This is a genomic window from Microbacterium sp. NPDC055521 (assembly GCF_053619695.1).
Genome location: NZ_JBSHJX010000005.1, coordinates 197,143 through 217,342 on the forward strand (window position 1 = coordinate 197,143; position 20,200 = coordinate 217,342).

Genomic DNA, 20,200 nt, shown 5'->3' on the forward strand with positions numbered 1-20,200 from the left:
CCGCGCCGTGATGCTCAGTGGCGCCGGCGCACGCGTCGGCCCGAGATCGAGCTCGGCGTGAAGCGCAGCGGCAGCGATCGGTCGCCCTCGGCCCAGGGGCTGCGCCGCGAGGCGCCGGGCACCGCGGCCAGCTCGTCGTCCGTCATCTCGGAGACGGTCCCGCCCAGCAGCACGCTCCAGCCCGAGCCGGCGAGATCGTCATGATGATCCACCTCGAAGGCCACCCGCAGGGTGCTCTCGGTCAGCGCACGGAGCAGGCCGGTCGGCGCGGTGCGGATGACCACGTCATGGCCGTCGACGAGGTAGTTCACGGGGATGATCTGCACGCGGTCATCCGCCACGAAGCCGACCCGTCCCACGGTCGTCGCCCTGAGCAGCTCGTGACATTCCTGCTCGCTCAACTCGGTCATCATCTCGGCACCGTCCTCCCGGCTCGCTCCGAGCGTACCCCGGTGTCGGATGCCCCGAATAGACTCGAAGTGCCATGACCGACGCCCCTCTCATCGTCCCCGCATCCTCCGGCCCCCGCCCCTCCGACGGCCGCGACGAGCTGCTCGCCGGACTCAATCCGCAGCAGCTCGAGGCGGTGACCCACCGCGGCAGCGCCCTGCTCATCGTCGCCGGTGCCGGGTCGGGCAAGACGAGCGTGCTGACCCGCCGGATCGCCCTGCTGCTGCGCCAGCGCGAGGCGTGGCCGAGCCAGATCCTCGCGATCACGTTCACGAACAAGGCTGCGGCCGAGATGCGCGAGCGCGTCACGGATCTCGTGGGCGACGTCGCCCGCGGCATGTGGATCTCGACCTTCCACTCCGCGTGCGTGCGGATCCTGCGGCGAGAGGCCGAGCAGTTCGGCTTCACGAAGTCGTTCACGATCTACGACTCGGGCGACTCCCGCGCGCTGCTGAAGAGACTGGTGAAGGACCACGACGCCGATGCGTTCGGCATGACTCCCGGATCGGTGCAGTCGCGCATCTCGAAGCTGAAGAACGAGCTGACGGATGCCGAGGGCTTCGCCCGTCAGGCGAATCTCAGCGACCCCGGCGAACGCAAGTTCGCCGACGTCTTCGCCGACTACCAGCGTGCACTGCAGAAGGCGAACGCCTTCGACTTCGACGACCTCATCGGCCAGACCGTCTACCTGTTCCGAGCCTTCCCGCACGTCGCCGACGTGTATCGCCGTCGCTTCCGGCACATCCTCGTCGACGAGTACCAGGACACGAACCACGCGCAGTACGCCCTGATCCACGAGCTGACCCGCCCGGTCTCGGGCGAGGGAGCGGAACCCGAGCCGTATGCGCTGAACGGCATGATGATCTTCGAGCCCGACCCTTCGACGGGCTCAGGGCCCCAGGGCACCGCTGATGCCGAGGGGGCGTCGCTGACGGTGGTCGGCGACTCCGACCAGTCCATCTACGCCTTCCGCGGCGCCGACATCCGCAACATCAGCGAGTTCGAGCGCGACTTCCCCGGAGCGAAGGTCGTGCTGCTCGAGCAGAACTACCGATCGACGCAGAACATCCTGTCGGCGGCGAACGCCGTGATCGGCAACAACTTCGATCGCAAGGCGAAGAACCTGTGGAGCGACCGCGGACCCGGCGAGAAGATCGTGGGCTTCACCGGCTACTCGCAGCACGACGAGGCCCAGTTCGTCACCGATGAGGTCGAGGCGCTGCGGCGCGCGGGCATCCCGTACTCCGAGATGGCCGTCTTCTACCGCACCAACTCGCAGTCGCGTGCACTGGAAGAGATCTTCATCCGCTCGGCCGTGCCGTACAAGATCATGGGCGGCACGAAATTCTACGAGCGCGCCGAGATCAAGGACGCCCTCGCGTACCTCGTCGCCGTCGCGAACCCGGCTGATGAGATGGCCGTCCGTCGCATCCTGAACAGGCCTCGGCGCGGCATCGGCGACGTCACCGAGACGTCGATCGCGCGCTTCGCGGAAGAGCACGGGCTCAGCTTCCGCGATGCGCTGCGCAATGCCCCACTGCTGGGTGTGGGCCCCAAGATCCAGGCCGCGATCATGCAGCTCGACTCGGTGCTGAACCAGGCGGGCGAGATCCTCACCCCGTCGTCGGGTGAGGTGCCACCGGCGACTTCCGTCGCCGAGGGGCTCACCGTGCTGCTGAACGGCAGCGGGTACTTCGACATGCTGCGCGCCAGTCGCGACCCGCAGGATGAGGCGCGGCTCGAGAACCTCGACGAGTTCGTCGCCGTGGCGCGCGACTTCGCGCGCAACAACCCCGACGGTGCGATCGCGGACTTCCTCACCGAAGTGGCGCTGGTGTCGGATGCCGACGATCTCGATGACGAGTCGGGGGTGGTGTCGATGATGACCATGCACACCGCCAAGGGGCTGGAGTACGACGCGGTGTTCGTGACCGGCGTCGAGGAAGACCTCATCCCGCACCGGATCTCTGCGGGCGAGCCCGGCGGGCCGCAGGAGGAGCGCCGGCTGTTCTACGTCGGCCTCACCCGCGCCCGCAAGCGGCTGCACCTGTCGCTGGCGATGACCCGCGCGCAGTTCGGCGAGGTCTCTGTCGCCATGCCCAGCCGGTTCCTGCAGGAGATCCCCGGCGATCTCGTCGACTGGCGCCAGTCGCCGGGCGACGTGAACTCCCGCGGAGGGATGCAGTCGCGCGCGTTGAACGCGCGCCGACCCGGCGGCGGCTTCGGTGGGCGCACCACCGACCCGTTCGCGCCGAAGTCACTGCCCAAGGGCGGCGGGCTGAAGCCGCTGGCGACGGCGATGGACCGCTTCCCGAACAAGGTCACCGGCAAGGTCCGCGACAACGGTGAACTCGAGCTGGCATCGGGCGACCGCATCCGTCACGATGACTTCGGTGAAGGGCGCGTCGAGGCCGTGACCGGCGAAGGGGCCAAGCGCATCGCGCACGTGCGTTTCGACTCGGCAGGGCAGAAGAAGCTGCTCATCAAGATCGCACCGATCACGAAGCTCTGAGACCTCCGGGAGCCCTGTGGCGCCGGGCGGCTCGCGCGCATTCCGTGCGGTTAGGCTGGCTCACATGGCCCTCTTCTCTCGCCGCAAGAAGTCCGACGACCAGCCGACCGCCCCCGCGGCACCCGCAGCTGAGGCCGAGACCGTCGACGAGCCCGCGGCCGAGGTGGCGGCCGAGTCGGTGCCGGAGGTCAGCATCTCGGTGCAGGCCTTCCGCGGGGTCGGCGCCGACGCCGGTCCCGAGGTGAGTCTGCCCACCGAGAGCACTTCCGAGAGCGCGCCGGCCCCCGCACGCCCCTCGTCCCCCTCGGCTCAACGGCTCCCGGGGGAACAGCAGGATCTCCCCGGCGCCGAGCAGACGGTGCCGCGCCTTCCGCTCGCGCCGGCGATGCCGCCCGAGCAGACCCACACCGTCGACGGACTCACCGACAACGTCCTGCTTCGCGAGGCGCTGGCCGAGCTGCAGGAGGGGGCGACGAACGAGCAGCTGCTCGGCGTGATGCGTCAGTCGCTGCAGGGGCATCTCTACCTGCGCGTGCACGGAGACGCCCGCGAGCAGATCAGCTCGGGCAAGCCGCTCTCGGTCGGGGTCGTCCGCGATGGCGAGCGCTCGTTCATGCTCGCCTACAGCTCCGGCCGCGCCCTGCAGCAGTCGCTGGAGGGGGTCGAAGACGCGGCGGCGACCTCGGCGATCGCCCAGCCGACGACAGCGGTCTACCAGCAGGTGATCGCCGGCGGATTCACCGGCATCATCATCGACAACTCCTCCGCGCCGCATCGTGCGGTGTTCCCCACCGAGCTGCTGCAGAAGGCCGTCGAGCAGGCGGACGAGAACATGGCGGTGAAGAGCGCGCTGGCCGCAGCCCGCGACGAGCAGAGCGCCGTCCGCGTGGCGGAGGCGCTCGCCGGCACCCGCTGCTGGGTGGCCGTCAACGACGGCTCGAACGGTCAGCCCGTCGGCATCGCCGAAGCCCACGCGACCGACGGACGCCGGTTCCTGCAGGTGTTCTCGCACCCGCTCGAGGTCGTGGCCCTCGGCCGCAAGGAACAGCCGCTGCCGTTCCAGCCCGAGCAGCTGGCGAAGGTGCTCGGCGAGCACTCCGGGCTCGCGGGCGTTCTGGTCGACATTGCGGGCCCGTCGATCGCGATCGAGCGTGATGCGCTGAGTGCCGTGCTGGTGCTCGGAGTCGAGATCGGCGACGAATGACGACACCCTCATCACCGCCGTCACCCGGCACATGAACGCGGAGCAGCTTCTCGACGATTCCCGCTGGGCTGCGCTGCATCCTCCTGCTCTGCGCCGAACCGCCGCTGGACCGGGACCTGACCCTCCTGGTCGGGGCGGACTGGCGCGAGCGGGTGGGGCCGTGCCCGCCACGGCGGCCTACGCCCAGCGCATCGACGAGGTCGCCCGAGAAGGATGGCTCGGCGGAGTCCGCCCTGCCACCCGAAGGAGATCGCCGCAAGGTGCTGTCCGGCCGACAGCAGGCGCTCTAGTGTCGGAGCATGGCCTCTGAGCGAGTGAAGCTGACTGTGCAGGATCCCGACGGCGAACGCGTGGTCGACCTGTCGAGCCCGAACAAGGTGGTCTGGCCCACAGACGACGGCGAAGGCATCACCAAGGCCGAGTACGCCGACTACGTGCAGCAGGTGGCGGGGGCGTTTCTGACATCCACCGGCCACCGACCGGTGTCTCTCGAGCGGTTCCGCGACGGCATCCGGGGCGAGCAGTTCTTCTCCAAGAACCCGCCCAAGGGCACGCCCGACTACGTCGAGTCGGTGATGTGCACGTACAACAGCGGTCGCCGGCATCCGCAGCTCGTGCTCACCCGCCCGAGCGCGATCGTGTGGGCGGTGCAGATGAACACCGTCGTGTTCCACCCCTGGGCATCCCTCGCATCGAACACCGACAACCCGGTCGAGCTGCGCATCGACCTCGACCCGCAGCCGGGCACCGGCATCGAGCAGGCCATCCCCGCCGCCGTCGGGCTGCGCGAGGTGCTGCGCGAGGCGGGGCTCGATCCGTTCATCAAGACCAGCGGCAACCGCGGCCTGCACGTGTTCAGCCCGATCGTGCCCGAGTGGGAGTTCCTCACGGTGCGTCACGCGGTGATCGCCGCCGGGCGAGAACTCGAGCGCCGGATGCCGGATCGAGTCACGACCAACTGGTGGAAGGAGGAGCGCGGCGAGCGGATCCTCGTCGACTTCAACCAGGCGAACCGTGACCGCACCATCGCCGGGGCCTACAGCCCACGGGCCAAGCCCAACGCGCCGGTGTCGACTCCGATCCACTGGGAGGAGCTCGACGACCTCGACCCGGCACGGTTCACGGTGCGCACCGTGCCCGCACGCCTTGCCGACATCGGCGACCCGTGGGCGAGCATGCAGGACTCGCCCGCCCGGATCGACACGCTGCTCGCGTGGTGGGAGCGCGACGTCGAGAACGGGCTCGGCGAGCTGCCGTTCCCACCCGAGTTCCCGAAGATGCCGGGCGAGCCGCCGCGCGTGCAGCCGAGCAAGAAGGTCGCCGAGAACTGGGACGAGAACGGCGAGCGCGCCGACGACTGACGGCGGCCGCCCTGGCGCTCCAGTAGCGCCCGAGCTCGCCGGCTACTGGAGCACGTCCGCCAGGTCGTACCCTTCGACCGTCTCGAGCTGGCCGTACGTGCACGAGCGGGCGTCGCGGTCAGGCCGCCAGCGCTCGAACTGCACGGTGTGCCGGAACCGGTCGCCCTCGAGTTGGTCGTAGCGCACCTCGAGCACGCGCTCGGGACGCAGCCGCACGAACGTCATGTCCTTCGCACCCGTGAACCGCGAGCGCTCGCTCTCGCCGGTCACCGCGCCGCCCGACTCGTCGCGCACGACGAGCGGGGCGAGGTCGTCGACGAGCTTCCGGCGCATGGCATCCGTCCAGGCGGCGACGCCGCCGACCTGACGCAGGATGCCTGACTCGTCGTACAGCCCGACCAGCAGCGACCCGACGCCCGAGCCGCTCTTGTGCAGGCGATAGCCGAGCGCGACGACGTCGGCGCTGCGGGCGTGCTTGATCTTGATCAGGGCGCGCTTGCCGGGTGCGTACGGGTCGTCGAGCGGTTTCGCGACGACGCCGTCCAGGCCCGCCCCCTCGAACTCCGCCAGCCATCGACGGGCGAGGTCGGGATCGTCGGTGGTGCGGGTCAGGTGCAGCGGATGCGGGGCATCCGACAGCATCCGCTCGAGTCGCGCCCGCCGCTCGCGGAACGGATGCTGCTGCAGATCCTCCTCGCCGTCGGCGAGCAGATCGAAGGCGATGAACATCGCGGGGGTCTCAGCGGCCAGCTTCGCCACTCGCGAGGCGGCCGGGTGGATGCGCTGGCTGAGCGCCTCCCAATCGAGGCGCTGCGCGCCCGCGGGCCCGGTCGCCACGACGATCTCGCCGTCGAGCAGGCACGGCCCCGGCAGGATGCCGGCGAGCTGCTCGACGAGCTCGGGAAAGTAGCGGGTCAGCGGCTTCGCCCCGCGCGAGCCGATCTCGAGGGTCTCGCCGTCCCAGGCGACGAGCCCGCGAAAGCCGTCCCACTTCGGCTCGTACAGCAGCGGGCGCTTCGCCGGGTCGGGGATGGATGCCGCCGCCTTGGCGAGCATCGGAGCGGGGATGTCGTACATGTGCCGGTCCTCCCGTGTCGGATCACACGAGTCTGGCACGAGAGGACCGGCGACACGGGGCGTTGCGGATGAGAGAATGAGAGCAATGAACGAAGTACAGGGCCCGACCCCCGCAGGAACCTCCCGTCCGTATCGATCTCTCGCGGAGGCGCTGCGCGCGCACCGGATCCCCGTCGAGAATCACGAGTTCATCGCCGCGGTGACCGAAGCCGTCGGAATCAGCAGCTACATCGATCGCGGCAGGTACGTCGAGGCGATCCGCCGCACGTCCGCAGCCCCCCTGCACATCGGCCGGACGTACATCAACGGCTTCGCCGAAGACGAGCAGGTGAGTGTGGGGGGCCGGATGCTGCCGCTGCTGGCCAGCGAGGGACGCGCGCCGTACTTCTACGTGACTCAGCCCAGCGCGCTGCCGGCCACCTCGGCGGCGAAGCGCCCGGCATCCGCCGCCCGGACCCGTGCGGCATCCCGCACCGCACCCGAGCCGCGTGCGCCCAAGGCGACGAACCTCGCCGAGCGCGACTACGGCGTGTGCGACGTGTGCTTCATGGTGAAGAACGCGTCGGGCAGGTGCGGCTGCGACGAGTGACGTCGACCGCCGCGTCAGGACAGCTGAGCCTGCACGCGCCGTGAGATCTCGGCGACCGGCATCGACCGCGGGAACACGGCGACGACGACATCGTCGTCTGCCGGGGTGATCGCCTCGGGCAGCACGCCGTAGCGGCGGCGCACATCGTCGAGGGCGTCCTGCAGCACGCTCAGCTGCACGCGGCTGCCGCGCAGCAGCTGACGCAGCACATGGTTGTGCACGGCGGTGATCAGGGCCGAGAACCCGACGGCGTCGATGGGCGCGATGCCCGGCAGGGAGTCGCGCAGGTACTCGTCGAACAGCCGCTCGTACCGGAACACCGTGACGATCTCGCGATCGCGCAGCACGGGCACGTCGCGCACGATCTCGTACCGTCGACGGGCGAGCTCGGGATCCCGGGCGAAGTGCGTGAACACGCGCTCCGACGCCTCGCACACCGCGGCCCACGGGTCGTCGTGCGATTCGGAGAGGAACTGCCGCAGCTCATCGAGCAGGGCCTCGTGATCGATGAACACCACGTCCTCCTTGCCGCCGAACTGGCGGAAGAAGGTCGACCGCGAGACGCCCGCGGCCTTCGCGATCTGCTCGACGGACGTCTGATCGAAGCCCTGGGCGCTGAAGAGTTCGAGGGCCGCGGCGACCACGCCGGTGCTCAGATCTGCGGATTCGTGCATGGCGAAAGCCTAGACCGCGGCGTCCGTGCGCGCCGGTCGACGTCACGGGGCGCTCAGATCGCGGTAGTAGGCTGGGGGACTGGTCGATGTCTCGACATCGAGGGAATCACCAGACCAGAGCAGCCCAGTGAAGGAACCACAGTGGATCTGTACGAGTACCAGGCACGAGACGTTTTCGAGAAGTACGGAGTGCCGGTCCTCGCCGGCATCGTCGCCGACACACCCGAGGAGGTGAGGGCGGCCGCCGAGAAGATCGGCGGTGTCGTGGTCGTCAAGGCACAGGTCAAGACCGGTGGTCGCGGCAAGGCCGGCGGTGTAAAGGTCGCCAAGACCCCCGACGAGGCATACGAGGCCGCGAAGGCCATCCTCGGTCTTGACATCAAGGGCCACGTCGTCAAGCGCGTCATGGTCGCGCAGGGTGCCCGCATCGCGGAGGAGTTCTACTTCTCGGTGCTGCTCGACCGCGCCAACCGCTCATACCTGTCGCTGTGCAGCGTCGAGGGCGGCATGGAGATCGAGCAGCTCGCCGTCGAGAAGCCCGAGGCTCTCGCGCGCGTCGAGGTCAACCCGCTGACCGGCATCGACAAGGCCAAGGCCGTTGAGATCGCTCAGGCGGCGAACTTCCCCGACGAGCTCGTCGAGAAGGTCGCCGACGTGTTCGTCAAGCTCTACGAGGTCTACAAGGGCGAGGACGCCACCCTCGTCGAGGTCAACCCGCTCGTGCGCACCGAAGACGGCGACATCATCGCCCTCGACGGCAAGGTCACCCTCGACGACAACGCGTCCGAGATCCGTCACCCCGAGCACGAGGCCCTCGCCGACAAGGACTCCGAGAACCCCCTCGAGGCGAAGGCCAAGGCATCCGGCCTCAACTACGTCAAGCTCGACGGACAGGTCGGCATCATCGGCAACGGCGCAGGCCTGGTCATGTCGACCCTCGACGTCGTCGCCTACGCCGGCGAGAACCACGGCGGCGTGAAGCCGGCGAACTTCCTCGACATCGGCGGCGGCGCGTCCGCCACCGTCATGGCCGCCGGCCTCGACGTCATCCTCGGCGACGAGCAGGTCAAGAGCGTGTTCGTGAACGTCTTCGGCGGCATCACGTCCTGTGTCGCGGTCGCCGAAGGCATCGTGAAGGCCCTCGAGATACTCGGTGACGCGGCGACCAAGCCGCTCGTCGTGCGCCTCGACGGCAACCAGGTCGAAGAGGGTCGCGAGATCCTCGCCGCAGCCAACCACCCGCTGGTCACCCTCGCCGCGACCATGGACGAGGGCGCCGACAAGGCCGCCGAGCTGGCGAACGCCTGACCCTTCGACGGGACCGGATTTAAGGAACAGACATGTCGATCTTCATCAACAAGGACTCCAAGGTCATCGTCCAGGGCATCACCGGCGGTGAGGGCACCAAGCACACCGCCCTGATGCTCAAGGCTGGCACCAACATCGTCGGCGGCGTGAACGCTCGCAAGGCCGGCACCACCGTCGCGCACACCGACAAGGACGGCAACGCCGTCGAGCTCCCCGTCTTCGGCTCGGTCGCCGAGGCCATGGAGAAGACCGGTGCCGACGTCTCGATCGCCTTCGTGCCCGGCGCCTTCACCAAGGACGCCATGGTCGAGGCCATCGACGCCGAGATCCCGCTGCTCGTCGTCATCACCGAGGGCGTGCCCGTCGGCGACAGCGCTGAGGCGTGGGCGTATGCCACCGAGAAGGGCAACAAGACCCGCATCATCGGCCCGAACTGCCCCGGCATCATCACCCCGGACGAGTCGCTGGTCGGCATCACCCCGGCGAACATCACCGGCAAGGGCCCGATCGGTCTCGTGTCGAAGTCGGGCACGCTGACCTACCAGATGATGTTCGAGCTGCGCGACCTGGGCTTCTCGACCGCCATCGGCATCGGCGGCGACCCGGTCATCGGCACCACGCACATCGACGCGCTCGCCGCGTTCGAGGCCGACCCCGAGACCAAGGCGATCGTCATGATCGGCGAGATCGGCGGCGACGCGGAGGAGCGCGCGGCCGATTACATCAAGGCCAACGTCACCAAGCCGGTCGTCGGCTACGTCGCGGGCTTCACCGCTCCCGAGGGCAAGACCATGGGCCACGCCGGCGCCATCGTGTCGGGCTCGGCGGGAACCGCGCAGGCCAAGAAGGAGGCCCTCGAGGCCGCCGGCGTCAAGGTGGGCAAGACCCCGTCCGAGACCGCCGACCTGATGCGCGCCATCGTCGAGGCTCTCTAGTCGCGAAGCACGTCCAGCACACGCTCGATGGCCCCGGGATCCGATCCCGGGGCCATCGGCGTCTTCGCCCACCGGGGGCACACATGGCAGGATTGAGACATGCGCTCCTCGAGACTTCCGCAGCTGCTGCGCGGAACATCGTCGGCGCTGGTGGCCACCTTCACCGCACTGCTCGGTCACGTCTCGGCCGGGGGAGCGATGCCCGGCGTCCTCGGTGTCGTCGTGCCGCTTGTGCTGTCGAGCATGGTCAGCGTGCTGCTCGCCGGACGACGGCTCTCGCCCGCACGGCTGCTGCTCGCCGTCTCGGCCAGTCAGTTCCTGTTCCACGAGCTGTTCGTCCTGGGCTCCTTCACCCCCGTCGGCGGCCTCACCGTGCACCAGCACGGGCTGCCGGCGGTGCTGCCCGGCGGTGAGTCGAGCATCGCGGCCCCGGCCGCGGGGATGTGGCTCGGTCACGTGCTCGCCGCTCTCCTGACCACGGCGGCACTGCACCGCGGTGAAGTGCTGCTGACGAGGCTCGGGCGGCTCGCCGGACGGCTGACGACCTGGCTCGTCTCCGCCCTCGTCAGGCGTCTGCCTGCGGTGACGCCCCGGCCCGGTCTGCGCTTCCCCCTGCGCGCCGCCGACGACGGAGCGCTCGACACGGGCATCCGCTTCATCCGTGTCCGGCCCCGTCGGGGACCACCGCTGCCTTCCCGCATCTGAGAGGCGTCGTCCATCCGGATGACGCCGTCCGCGCCTGCGCGCGGACCGCGCACCCGCCACCGAGGCGGGCGTGCATCGTCGTGCGTGCACGGCGAGAACAGATCTGAAAGGCATCACCATGCACACCACTGACCGTCGATTCACCCGCCCGGCCCTCGCCCTGGCCGCCGCGCTGCTCGTGCTCACCGGCTGCGCCCCCTCCACCGCGGGGCCGAACCCGAGCGCGTCCGCCCTGCACGGCTCCGACGCGGCCGGGCAGGCGGTGACCATCGAGGACGCGTGGGTCAAATCGGCCGCCGACGGCATGACCGCCGGTTTCGGCATCCTGTCGAACCCCACCGACGGAGACATCACGCTGGTGTCGGCGCGCTCCGACGCCGCCCAGCGCATCGAACTGCACGAGACCGTCGCCGACTCGGCCAGCGGCGGCACCACCATGCGGCAGGTGCAGGGCGGGCTGGTCATCCCCTCCGGCGGCACCCTCGCGCTCGAGCCCGGCGGGGACCACCTCATGCTGATGGGGCTGACGGCAGCGCTCGAAGCCGGCCAGGAGGTGCGGTTCACGCTGACGTTCTCGGACGAGTCGACCATGTCGTTCGCTGCGGACGTGAAGGACTTCACCGGCGCACAGGAGCACTACGAGTCCGATCACGACGACCACGACGAGCACGATTCGGATCAGGGCCACTGATGACCGCGCGCAGCGATCACGCCGCGCGCGCAACAGGGCCGACCTCCCGCCCCACGCGGCGGCAGCTCCTCTTCGGAGGGGCTGCCGCCGGGGCGGGGGCGCTCGTCGCGCTCGGCGCCGAGCGGCTCTCGATCCCCGCATCCGCGCCATCGGCCGCCGCACCCGCGTTGCACGGCCGCGCCGTCGTGCCGTTCCACGGAACCCATCAGGCGGGCATAGCCACCGATGCCCCCGCACACGCGACGCTCATCGTGCTCACCCTGCACCCGCAGACCGACCGCGAGCGGATGCGCCGCATGATGCGCGTGCTCAGCGACGACGCCGCCCGGCTCACCGCCGGGCTGCCCGCTCTCGCCGACACCGAGCCCGAGCTCGCCCGCGAACCCGCACGGCTCACGGTGACGTTCGGGTTCGGATCGGAGTTCGTCGCACGCGCGGGCGGCAGCGCGCCGACGTGGCTCGCGCCGCTGCCGCCGTTCTCGATCGATCGGCTGCGCCCGGAGTTCACCGGCGGCGATCTGCTCATCCAGATCGCCGCCGACGATCCGATGTCGGTCGCGCACACCGCCCGGATGCTGCTGAAGGACGCCCGCAGCTTCGCCGCCGTGCACGGGGTGCAGCACGGGTTCCGGCAGGCGCACGGCACGGTGGCGCCAGGCACCACCATGCGCAACCTGTTCGGTCAGGTCGACGGCACGGCCAACCCGCGGCCCGGCGACGCCGACTTCGACACGGTGGTGTGGAGCGCCGACGGATGGCTGGCAGGGGGCACCGGGATGGTCGTGCGGCGCATCCGGATGAACCTCGACACCTGGGACGAAGTCGACCGCGGGGCACGGGAGTTCGCCGTCGGGCGAAGGCTCGACACCGGGGCGCCGCTGACCGGAGATGAGGAGCACGATGAGCCCGACTTCGCCGCGAAGGACCGGCTGGGCTTTCCGGTGATCCACGACCTGGCGCACATCCGCCGTGCGCGCTCAGCCGACCCGGGGGAGCGGATCTTCCGCCGCGCGTACAACTATGACGTCCCCTCGACCGACCCCGACTCGGTCTCGGAGTCGGGCCTGATGTTCATCTCGTTCCAGGCGGACGTCGCGCGTCAGTTCACGCCGATGCAGGAGCGGCTCGCGAAGGCGGATCTGCTGAACATCTGGACCACGCCGATCGGCAGTGCGGTGTTCGCCGTGCCGCCCGGCTGCGCACCGGACGGATACATCGGCGAGACGCTCCTCGAGGGGTGAGCGACCCCTCGAGCGACCCGCTAGACTGATGCGCGAAGGCCCCGGGCTCCACCCCGGGGCCTTCGTCATGCTCGCGGCTCAGCTGAACAGCATCTCCACCGGTCCGCGGGCGAAGTAGATCACGAAGCCGCCGGTGACGATCCACAGCAGCGGGCTGATCTCACGTGCCTTGCCCGAGAGCCCTCGCGCGGCGACCCAGCCGATGAAGCCCGCGCCGATGCCGTTCGCGATCGAGTAGGTCATCGGCATGACCGACACGGTGAGGAAGACGCCGAACAGCGCCGAGAAGTCGGTGAGGTCGATGAACCGGATCTGGCTCATCATCAGCGCGCCGACGATCACCAGCGCGGCCGCGGCGACCTCGGTGGGCACGATCGACACCAGGGGGGTGAAGAACATCGCGATCAGGAACAGGCCTCCGGTGATGAGGTTCGCGAAGCCTGTGCGCGCGCCCTCGCCGATGCCTGCTCCCGACTCGATGAACACGGTGTTCGACGATCCCGAGGTGGCCCCTCCCATGACGGCGCCCACGCCCTCCACGATCAGGGCCGACTTCAGGCGCGGGAAGTTGCCGCGCTCGTCGGCGAGATCCGCCTCCTTCGCGAGGCCGGTCATGGTGCCCATGGCGTCGAAGAAGTTGGTGAACACCAGGGTGAAGACGAGCATGAGAGCGGCGAGCGCGCCGATGCGGCCGAAGGCGCCGAACAGGTCGACCTGGCCGATCAGCGAGAGGTCGGGCAGACTGACCAGCTGCGAGGGCAGGGCGGGCACCGAGAGGCCCCAGCCGCCGAGGTTGTCGTCGCCCTTGGCGCCGATGTGCCAGATCGCCTCGACGAGGATGGCGAGCACGGTGCCCGAGACGAGCCCGATCAGGATGCCGCCCTTCACCTTCCGCGCCACGAGCACCCCGGTGAGCAGCAGCGTGACCACGAAGATGAGCGTGGGAACCGTCGCGACCGAGCCGCCGACGCCCAGCGCCACGGGCGGCGACGCGCTGGCCGTCACGAACCCGGCGTTGACGAAGCCGATGAACGCGATGAACAGGCCGATGCCCACGGTGATGGCGATCTTCAGCTGCATGGGAACGGCGTCGAAGATCATGCGGCGCAGACCCGTGGCGCTGAGCAGCACGATGATCAGGCCGTTGATGACGACCAGGCCCATGGCCTCGGGCCAGGTGACCTCGCCGACGACCGAGAACGCGAGGAACGCGTTGATGCCGAGCCCGGCGGCGAACCCGAACGGCAGGCGCGCCACGAGACCGAACAGGATCGTCATGACCGCGGCGGTGAGGCCGGTCACCGCGCTCAGCTGCACGAAGTCGAGCTGGGATCCGGCGACGTCGGTTCCGCTGGAGAGGATGATCGGGTTCAGGATGACGATGTACGCCATCGTCACGAACGTGACCACACCTCCGCGGATCTCGGCGGCGAAGGTCGAACCTCGTCGGGTGATCTCGAAGAAGCGGTCGATCGCGTTGCGCGGTTCGGTGTCAGGGCGCACAGGGGCATCAGTCATCGGGTGGACCTCCGAAGAGAATCTACCGGCTTCACCGCACCGCGCGTGGCCACAGCATGCGGTGCGGATGCACGTCGTAGGCTCGATCCGTCATGCAACGCCTCATCGTCGCGCTTCTCGCCGCCCTCGACGCCGCCATCGCGGTCGCCGTCGGGCTCGCCGTCGTGCTCGCGCCCTTCACCCTGCTCTGGGTGCTGGCGTTCGGGCTCGACGCCGACTGGGGCGCGCTCTGGCCGGTGAGCGGCACGCTGTGGCAGTTCGGACACGGGGTGCCGCTCGAGGTGGTGCTTCCGGATGCCCTGCTCTCGGGCCTCGCCATCCCGAAGGACGCGGCCCGGTTCGCGCTCTCGGTGCCGCCGCTCGCGCTGCTGGTGTTCACCCTGCTCTTCGCCGCACGGTCCGGCCGTCGCGCCGCGGTGGCCGACCGGTGGGTCTCGGGCGTCACCGGGGGAGTGCTCGCCTTCGCCGCGCTCTCCGCCGCCGTCGCCGTGAGCTGCCGCTCGGACGTGCTGCGCGCCGCGCTGTGGGGCGCGATCCTGCTTCCCGCCGCGGTCTACGCGGTCGGCGCGCTCGCCGGCGCGCTACGCCATGCGTGGGAGGAGGGCGACGACGGGCCGATCGATCGGCTCCGCGATCTCATCGACTCGTGGGGCGACTGGGCGGCTGTACCCGGCGAGGCGGTGCGGGGCGCCGCGGTCGCCGCCATCGCGCTGACGGGTGCATCAGCCGTGGGCATCGCCGTGATGACACTGCTGCGCGGCGGGGAGGTCGTGGCGCTGTTCGAAGCGGCGCACGTCGACGCGCTCGGCGCCGCCATGCTCACCGTCGGGCACCTGGCCTACCTGCCGACGCTGATCGTGTGGGCGGCGAGCTGGCTCGCCGGCCCCGGGTTCGCCCTCGGCGCGGGCACCGCGGTCTCGCCCGCGGGCACCGAGCTCGGCGTCGTCCCCGGCATCCCCGTGCTCGGACTGGTGCCCGAGAACTCGTCGATCTGGATGCTGGTGAGCGTTCTCGTGCCGATCGCCTGCGGCGCGGTGGCGGGCTGGACGGTGCGCTCGCGGCTGGTCTGGGAGAACACGGCCGTCGGGTACGGACCCCGGGCCGCCATCGCCGTGGCCATCGCGGCTCTGGCGGCCGGCACGGCCGCGCTGGCCGCGGTTCTCGCATCCGGTTCGATCGGACCCGGCCGACTCGCCCAGGCCGGGCCCGCACCCGGAGCATTCGCGCTCGCGATCGGCATCGAGGTGCTCATCGGCGCCGGCATCCTGCTGCTCGCCCCGCGGCATCGCGACGAGCTCGCCGAAGAGCGCACCGACCGGTGGAACGAGGAGATGGCGGGGCTCACCGCCCCGGTAGACTGACCGGGTGCTGACGCTCGCCGTACTCATCTCCGGTACCGGCTCGAACCTTCGAGCCCTCCTCGAGGCGGCGAGTCACCCCGATTTCCCGGCCAGAGTCATCGCCGTCGGCGCCGACCGTGACGCCGCAGGGCTGGCGCACGCCGAGGAGTTCGGCATCCCCACCTTCACCGTTCCCTATGCCGCCTACCCCAGTCGCGAGGAGTGGGGCCGCGAGCTGGCCGCGCAGCTGGACGCCTGGCAGCCCGACCTCATCGTGCTCAGCGGGCTGATGCGCCTGCTGCCCCCGGCCGTCGTCGAGCGCTACGCGCCGAACATCATCAACACGCATCCCGCCTACCTGCCCGAATTCCCCGGGGCGCACGGCGTGCGCGACGCGCTCGCCACCGGCGCCGCCGAGACAGGAGCGAGCATCATCGTCATCGACGACGGCATCGACAGCGGACCGATCCTCGCCCAGGAGCGCGTGCCGGTGCTGCCGGGCGACACAGAGACGACCCTGCACGACCGCATCAAGCCCGTCGAGCGACGCCTGCTGATCGATGCCGTCCAGCGCATCGCCACCGGAGAGCTGACGCTCTCACGCTGACACCCACACACGACCTCGCCCGAACGAAGGAGCACCCTCATGGCCGGCCCCAGCCTCGACCCCTCGCTGTACCGCGATCGCGACCTCGTGCCGGTGAAGCGCGCCCTGGTCTCGGTGAGCGACAAGTCCGGTCTCGTCGAACTCGCCGAGGCGCTGACCGAGGCGGGCATCGAGATCGTCTCGACCGGCTCGACCGCGCAGACCATCCGGGACGCCGGTCACGAGGTCACCGACGTGGCGTCCGTCACCGGGGTCGCCGAGATGCTCGACGGGCGGGTCAAGACGCTGCACCCGAAGGTGCACGGCGGTCTGCTGGCCGACCTGCGCCTCGAAGACCATGAACGTCAGCTCGAGGACTTCGGCATCGAGCCGTTCGAGCTCGTCGTGGTCAACCTCTACCCGTTCGTCCAGACCGTGGCATCCGGCGCCGAGCCGGACGCCATCGTCGAGCAGATCGACATCGGCGGACCGGCCATGGTGCGCGCTGCGGCGAAGAACCACGCGAACGTCGCGATCGTCGTGTCGCCCGAGTCGTATCCCGCCATCATCGAGGCGGTCGCCGAGGGCGGCACCACGCTCGTGCACCGGCGCGAACTCGCCGCACGCGCCTTCGCGCACACGGCCAACTACGACTCGGCCGTCGCGCAGTGGTTCTCGGAGCGCACCCTCGCCGAGAGCGGGGACCTGCCGGCCCACCTCACCGTGAAGGCCGAGCGCCTGGCCACCCTGCGCTACGGCGAGAACGCGCACCAGCGCGGCGCGATCTACACCCGCGCCGGCGGCCACGGCATCGCCCAGGCGACCCAGCTGCAGGGCAAGGAGATGTCGTACAACAACTACGTCGACGCCGACGCGGCGCTGCGCGCCGCGTACGACATGGTGCAGCCGGCCGTGGCGATCATCAAGCACGCGAACCCGTGCGGCATCGCGACCACCGCTCGCAACGCGCTCGACCCGATCGCGAGCGCGCACCTGCGCGCTCACGAGTGCGACCCGGTGTCGGCCTACGGCGGAGTGATCGCCGCAAACGGCACCGTGACCCTGAAGATGGCCGAGAACCTGAAGGACATCTTCACCGAGGTCATCGTGGCCCCCTCGTTCGAGCCGGCCGCGCTCGAGGTGTTCAAGGCGAAGAAGAACCTGCGTCTGCTGCAGCTGCCCGCCGACTGGCGGCAGGAGCGGATGGACGTGCGTCTCGTCTCGGGCGGTCTGCTGCTGCAGGATGCCGATCGCTTCCCCGACGACATCGTCTCGGTCGCGACGAACTGGGAGCTCGTCTCGGGCGAGCGGCCCGACGACGTCGAGATGGAGAACCTCATCTTCGCGTGGAAGGCGTGCCGCGCGGTGAAGTCGAACGCGATCGTGCTGGCCAAGGACAACGCGACGGTGGGCGTGGGCATGGGGCAGGTCAACCGGGTCGACTCGTGCCGTCTCGCCGTCGAGCGGGCGGGAGACCGCGCCGCGGGCTCGGTTGCCGCATCCGACGCCTTCTTCCCCTTCGCCGACGGCGTGCAGGTGCTCATCGACGCGGGCATCACCGCGATCGTGCAGCCCGGCGGCTCGGTGCGCGACGAAGAGGTGGTGGATGCTGCCCGCAAGGCCGGCGTGACGATGTTCTTCACCGGAGAGCGTCACTTCTTCCACTGATTCCCACGACGCACTCCGGCACCATCCGGCGGGGGTGCACTGTCGTGTCCGATTTCCGCCAGCCGGGCGCCCGCGGACGTGACAGCATGAAGACATGAGCTTCACAGCCGAGCACGACGAGCGCTACCGTGCGATCAGCGCACGCGACACCCGTTTCGACGGGCAGTTCGTCACGGCTGTGCGCTCCACCCGCATCTACTGCCGTCCGAGCTGCCCCGCCCGCACCCCGAAGCCCGAGAACGTCACCTTCTATCCCACGAGCGCCGCGGCGCACGAGGCCGGATACCGGGCCTGCAAGCGCTGCCTGCCCGAGGCTGCCCCGGGCTCTCCGGCCTGGGACATGCGCGGAGACGCGGCCGCCCGCGCGATGCGACTGATCACCTCAGGCGTCGTCGAGCAGGAGGGGGTCCCCGGCCTCGCCCGCCGCCTCGGCTACTCGCCTAGGCACCTCACGCGGCTGCTGACCACCGAGCTGGGCGCAGGCCCGCTGGCACTCGCCAGGGCGCACCGCGCCCACACCGCGCGCATGCTGCTCGTCGGCACCGACATGCCGGTCTCGGAGGTCGCGTTCTCGGCCGGGTTCTCGAGCATCCGCCAGTGCAACGACACCATCCGCGAAGTCTTCGAGATGACCCCGGGACAGCTCCGCGCGACGCGCCGCTCGTCCGCCCACAGGTCGCAGGGCGCGGCGGCCGACGGCGCGACGCAGGGCATCGTCGACCTGCTGCTGCCGCACCGCGCCCCGATCGACAGGTCGGACCTGTTCGCCTGGATGGCCGCGCGCGCCCTGCCCGGGGTGGAGAGCGCCACGGTGACGTCGTTCGGTCGTCACCTGCGGATGCCCGGCGGCCCCGCGCATCTCGAGATCCGGCAGACGCCCGAGGGGCAGCTTCGCCTGCGCGCGAAGGTCACCCGACTCGCCGACCTCGCCCCGCTCGTCGCGACTGCCCGTCGGCTGTTCGACCTCGACGCCGACCCGCAGGCGATCGACGACGCGCTCTCGGCGCATCCCGAACTGGCGCCGCTCGTGGCCGCCGTGCCCGGCATCCGGGTGCCGGGCACCGCCGACCCGCACGAGATGCTCATCCGCGCCATGGTGGGACAGCAGATCACCGTCGCTGCAGCGCGCACCGCTCTCACCGCGCTCGCCGAGCAGCTGGGGGAGCGCACGCCCGACGGCGGGCTGCTGTTCCCCACGATGGCGGCGATCGCCGAGCACGGCGCCGAGGTGCTGCGCGGGCCGGCGGCGCGCATCCGTGCCGTCACCGGCGCCGCCGCGGCGCTCGCCGACGGGGCGCTCACCCTGACCGTCGGCGACGATGCCGCAGCGCAGCGGGCGGCTCTGCTGGCGATGCCCGGCATCGGGCCGTGGACCGCCGACTACGTGCGGATGCGGGTGATCGGCGACCCCGACGTCTTCCTGCCGGGCGACGTGGCCGTGCGCGCGGGGGCCGTGGCGTCCGGGCTGCCCGGCGATCCGGCATCCCTCACCGCGTGGGCGGCGCGCACGGCGCCCTGGCGCAGCTACCTCACCGCCCATCTGTGGCGCGCGGTGCCGGCCCGGCCGCCGCGCCGCTCCCCGCGCTCAGCACCCAAGGAGAAGTCATGACCGCGCTCGTCCAGACCGTCCCGACCCCCGACGGGCCCCTCACGATCCTCGTCGACGAGGCGCAGCGCGTGCTCGCCTCGGGCTGGACCGACGACCAGGCCGCGATCATCGCGCGCGTGCATCCCGCGCTGCGGCCCGCCGCAGTCGCGGAGGGGGAGACGGATGCCGCGCCCGCGGCCCGCGCGTACTACGCCGGCGACCTGCACGCCATCGACGAGGTGGTCGTCCGCCAGCGCGGCACCGCACTGCAGTCCGCCGGCTGGGAGGCGCTGCGCCGCATCGAACCCGGCCGCCCGCTCAGCTACAGCCAGTTCGCTGTCGAGCTCGGCAGCCCTCAGGCCGTGCGCGCGGCGGCGTCGATCTGCGCGCGCAACGCGCCCGCCCTGTTCGTGCCCTGCCACCGCGTGCTGCGTTCGGACGGGTCGCTGGGCGGCTTCGCATGGGGGCTGCCGGTGAAGCAGAGCCTGCTCGCCCGCGAGCGCGGCGAGAATATGATCGGCGGCGCACTCTTGCGCGCGGCGCTCCCGTCGCAATAGGCTCGAAGGCTGTCGCGCCGACCGGGCGATGAAGCCGAGCCAGGAGGACACCATGATCACGACGACTCTCACGTCCCGCCTCGGCTCGCGCGCACTCCGTCAGCGCGACTGAGCACGCGACGCGCGACTCCGGTCGCCCACGTCGCCCTCGCACCGGACGCCACGGCATCCGCCTTCCCTTCGTCACCCGCTCGCC

General features: G+C 70.5%; 18 protein-coding genes. 14 read left to right on the forward strand and 4 right to left on the reverse strand.

Features of this window, described 5'->3' with window-relative positions:
- Positions 1-14: 14 nt before the first annotated feature.
- The gene (locus ACWGSM_RS07500; protein WP_452322296.1) at positions 15-413 is read right to left on the reverse strand and encodes a pyridoxamine 5'-phosphate oxidase family protein; all 399 of its coding nucleotides are present in this window, start codon (positions 411-413) and stop codon (positions 15-17) included.
- Between the two features lie 71 nt (positions 414-484).
- Here ACWGSM_RS07500 and ACWGSM_RS07505 point away from each other — a divergent pair, with 71 nt between their 5' ends.
- The 3 genes from ACWGSM_RS07505 to ligD all read left to right on the forward strand — a co-directional run bounded on the left by ACWGSM_RS07505 (position 485) and on the right by ligD (position 5,527).
- On the forward strand, positions 485-2,962 hold the full coding sequence (locus tag ACWGSM_RS07505) for an ATP-dependent helicase (protein ID WP_452322297.1): 2,478 nt from the start codon (positions 485-487) through the stop codon (positions 2,960-2,962).
- A 64-nt stretch (positions 2,963-3,026) separates the two neighbouring features.
- Positions 3,027-4,166 (forward strand): SseB family protein, encoded by a 1,140-nt coding sequence (locus tag ACWGSM_RS07510; protein WP_452322298.1) that lies wholly within the window; start codon positions 3,027-3,029, stop codon positions 4,164-4,166.
- A 299-nt stretch (positions 4,167-4,465) separates the two neighbouring features.
- Complete coding sequence (ligD, locus tag ACWGSM_RS07515) at positions 4,466-5,527, forward strand: non-homologous end-joining DNA ligase (RefSeq protein ID WP_452322299.1); 1,062 nt, start codon at positions 4,466-4,468, stop codon at positions 5,525-5,527.
- A 42-nt stretch (positions 5,528-5,569) separates the two neighbouring features.
- Here ligD and ACWGSM_RS07520 read toward each other — a convergent pair whose 3' ends face one another.
- Positions 5,570-6,604 carry an ATP-dependent DNA ligase gene (locus ACWGSM_RS07520; RefSeq protein WP_452322300.1) on the reverse strand — a complete coding sequence of 345 codons (1,035 nt, stop codon included), beginning with the start codon at positions 6,602-6,604 and terminating at the stop codon, positions 5,570-5,572.
- 85 nt (positions 6,605-6,689) lie between these two features.
- Here ACWGSM_RS07520 and ACWGSM_RS07525 point away from each other — a divergent pair, with 85 nt between their 5' ends.
- Entirely contained in the window at positions 6,690-7,193 is a 504-nt protein-coding gene (locus tag ACWGSM_RS07525; protein ID WP_452322301.1) for a hypothetical protein, read from the forward strand.
- 14 nt (positions 7,194-7,207) lie between these two features.
- Here the strand turns inward: ACWGSM_RS07525 and ACWGSM_RS07530 are convergent, their stop codons facing one another.
- Positions 7,208-7,867 (reverse strand): TetR/AcrR family transcriptional regulator, encoded by a 660-nt coding sequence (locus tag ACWGSM_RS07530; RefSeq protein ID WP_452322302.1) that lies wholly within the window; start codon positions 7,865-7,867, stop codon positions 7,208-7,210.
- A gap of 141 nt (positions 7,868-8,008) precedes the next feature.
- Here ACWGSM_RS07530 and sucC point away from each other — a divergent pair, with 141 nt between their 5' ends.
- The 5 genes from sucC (at position 8,009) to ACWGSM_RS07555 (ending at position 12,747) form a co-directional block, all read left to right on the forward strand.
- A complete protein-coding gene (sucC, locus tag ACWGSM_RS07535; protein ID WP_452322303.1) occupies positions 8,009-9,175 on the forward strand; it encodes an ADP-forming succinate--CoA ligase subunit beta in 1,167 nt (388 codons plus the stop codon).
- 32 nt (positions 9,176-9,207) lie between these two features.
- Positions 9,208-10,110 carry a succinate--CoA ligase subunit alpha gene (gene sucD / locus ACWGSM_RS07540; RefSeq protein ID WP_452322304.1) on the forward strand — a complete coding sequence of 301 codons (903 nt, stop codon included), beginning with the start codon at positions 9,208-9,210 and terminating at the stop codon, positions 10,108-10,110.
- 99 nt (positions 10,111-10,209) lie between these two features.
- Positions 10,210-10,815: a hypothetical protein gene (locus tag ACWGSM_RS07545; protein ID WP_452322305.1), complete on the forward strand. Its 606-nt coding sequence runs from the start codon at positions 10,210-10,212 to the stop codon at positions 10,813-10,815.
- A gap of 118 nt (positions 10,816-10,933) precedes the next feature.
- Positions 10,934-11,506 carry a copper chaperone PCu(A)C gene (locus ACWGSM_RS07550; RefSeq protein ID WP_452322306.1) on the forward strand — a complete coding sequence of 191 codons (573 nt, stop codon included), beginning with the start codon at positions 10,934-10,936 and terminating at the stop codon, positions 11,504-11,506.
- Positions 11,506-12,747, forward strand: coding sequence for a Dyp-type peroxidase (locus ACWGSM_RS07555; RefSeq protein ID WP_452322307.1), 1,242 nt, complete (start codon positions 11,506-11,508; stop codon positions 12,745-12,747). Before ACWGSM_RS07550 ends, ACWGSM_RS07555 begins: the two co-directional genes overlap by 1 nt.
- A gap of 78 nt (positions 12,748-12,825) precedes the next feature.
- Here ACWGSM_RS07555 and ACWGSM_RS07560 read toward each other — a convergent pair whose 3' ends face one another.
- On the reverse strand, positions 12,826-14,265 hold the full coding sequence (locus tag ACWGSM_RS07560; RefSeq protein WP_452322308.1) for an NCS2 family permease: 1,440 nt from the start codon (positions 14,263-14,265) through the stop codon (positions 12,826-12,828).
- Positions 14,266-14,357: 92 nt separating this feature from the next.
- Between ACWGSM_RS07560 and ACWGSM_RS07565 the strand changes: the two genes are divergently transcribed.
- The 5 genes from ACWGSM_RS07565 (at position 14,358) to ACWGSM_RS07585 (ending at position 20,004) form a co-directional block, all read left to right on the forward strand.
- On the forward strand, positions 14,358-15,626 hold the full coding sequence (locus ACWGSM_RS07565) for a cell division protein PerM (RefSeq protein WP_452322309.1): 1,269 nt from the start codon (positions 14,358-14,360) through the stop codon (positions 15,624-15,626).
- A 4-nt stretch (positions 15,627-15,630) separates the two neighbouring features.
- Positions 15,631-16,212 carry a phosphoribosylglycinamide formyltransferase gene (purN, locus tag ACWGSM_RS07570; RefSeq protein WP_452322310.1) on the forward strand — a complete coding sequence of 194 codons (582 nt, stop codon included), beginning with the start codon at positions 15,631-15,633 and terminating at the stop codon, positions 16,210-16,212.
- Positions 16,213-16,251: 39 nt separating this feature from the next.
- Positions 16,252-17,859, forward strand: a complete 1,608-nt coding sequence (purH, locus tag ACWGSM_RS07575) for a bifunctional phosphoribosylaminoimidazolecarboxamide formyltransferase/IMP cyclohydrolase (protein ID WP_452322311.1) — start codon at positions 16,252-16,254, stop codon at positions 17,857-17,859.
- A gap of 94 nt (positions 17,860-17,953) precedes the next feature.
- Entirely contained in the window at positions 17,954-19,468 is a 1,515-nt protein-coding gene (locus tag ACWGSM_RS07580) for a DNA-3-methyladenine glycosylase 2 family protein (RefSeq protein ID WP_452322312.1), read from the forward strand.
- Entirely contained in the window at positions 19,465-20,004 is a 540-nt protein-coding gene (locus ACWGSM_RS07585) for a methylated-DNA--[protein]-cysteine S-methyltransferase (protein ID WP_452322313.1), read from the forward strand. Before ACWGSM_RS07580 ends, ACWGSM_RS07585 begins: the two co-directional genes overlap by 4 nt.
- Positions 20,005-20,200: the final 196 nt, after the last annotated feature.

What these genes read in the sequence shown, in the direction of transcription:
- ACWGSM_RS07520 (WP_452322300.1), bottom strand. Translation starts at nt 6,604, where the DNA reads ATGTACGACATCCCCGCTCCGATGCTCGCCAAGGCGGCGGCATCCATC.
- ACWGSM_RS07560 (WP_452322308.1), bottom strand. Translation starts at nt 14,265, where the DNA reads ATGACTGATGCCCCTGTGCGCCCTGACACCGAACCGCGCAACGCGATC.
- purH (WP_452322311.1), top strand. Translation starts at nt 16,252, where the DNA reads ATGGCCGGCCCCAGCCTCGACCCCTCGCTGTACCGCGATCGCGACCTC.
- ACWGSM_RS07500 (WP_452322296.1), bottom strand. Translation starts at nt 413, where the DNA reads ATGATGACCGAGTTGAGCGAGCAGGAATGTCACGAGCTGCTCAGGGCG.
- ACWGSM_RS07580 (WP_452322312.1), top strand. Translation starts at nt 17,954, where the DNA reads ATGAGCTTCACAGCCGAGCACGACGAGCGCTACCGTGCGATCAGCGCA.
- sucD (WP_452322304.1), top strand. Translation starts at nt 9,208, where the DNA reads ATGTCGATCTTCATCAACAAGGACTCCAAGGTCATCGTCCAGGGCATC.
- ACWGSM_RS07510 (WP_452322298.1), top strand. Translation starts at nt 3,027, where the DNA reads ATGGCCCTCTTCTCTCGCCGCAAGAAGTCCGACGACCAGCCGACCGCC.
- ligD (WP_452322299.1), top strand. Translation starts at nt 4,466, where the DNA reads ATGGCCTCTGAGCGAGTGAAGCTGACTGTGCAGGATCCCGACGGCGAA.
- ACWGSM_RS07505 (WP_452322297.1), top strand. Translation starts at nt 485, where the DNA reads ATGACCGACGCCCCTCTCATCGTCCCCGCATCCTCCGGCCCCCGCCCC.
- ACWGSM_RS07585 (WP_452322313.1), top strand. Translation starts at nt 19,465, where the DNA reads ATGACCGCGCTCGTCCAGACCGTCCCGACCCCCGACGGGCCCCTCACG.
- ACWGSM_RS07525 (WP_452322301.1), top strand. Translation starts at nt 6,690, where the DNA reads ATGAACGAAGTACAGGGCCCGACCCCCGCAGGAACCTCCCGTCCGTAT.
- ACWGSM_RS07555 (WP_452322307.1), top strand. Translation starts at nt 11,506, where the DNA reads ATGACCGCGCGCAGCGATCACGCCGCGCGCGCAACAGGGCCGACCTCC.
- ACWGSM_RS07565 (WP_452322309.1), top strand. Translation starts at nt 14,358, where the DNA reads ATGCAACGCCTCATCGTCGCGCTTCTCGCCGCCCTCGACGCCGCCATC.
- ACWGSM_RS07545 (WP_452322305.1), top strand. Translation starts at nt 10,210, where the DNA reads ATGCGCTCCTCGAGACTTCCGCAGCTGCTGCGCGGAACATCGTCGGCG.
- ACWGSM_RS07530 (WP_452322302.1), bottom strand. Translation starts at nt 7,867, where the DNA reads ATGCACGAATCCGCAGATCTGAGCACCGGCGTGGTCGCCGCGGCCCTC.
- ACWGSM_RS07550 (WP_452322306.1), top strand. Translation starts at nt 10,934, where the DNA reads ATGCACACCACTGACCGTCGATTCACCCGCCCGGCCCTCGCCCTGGCC.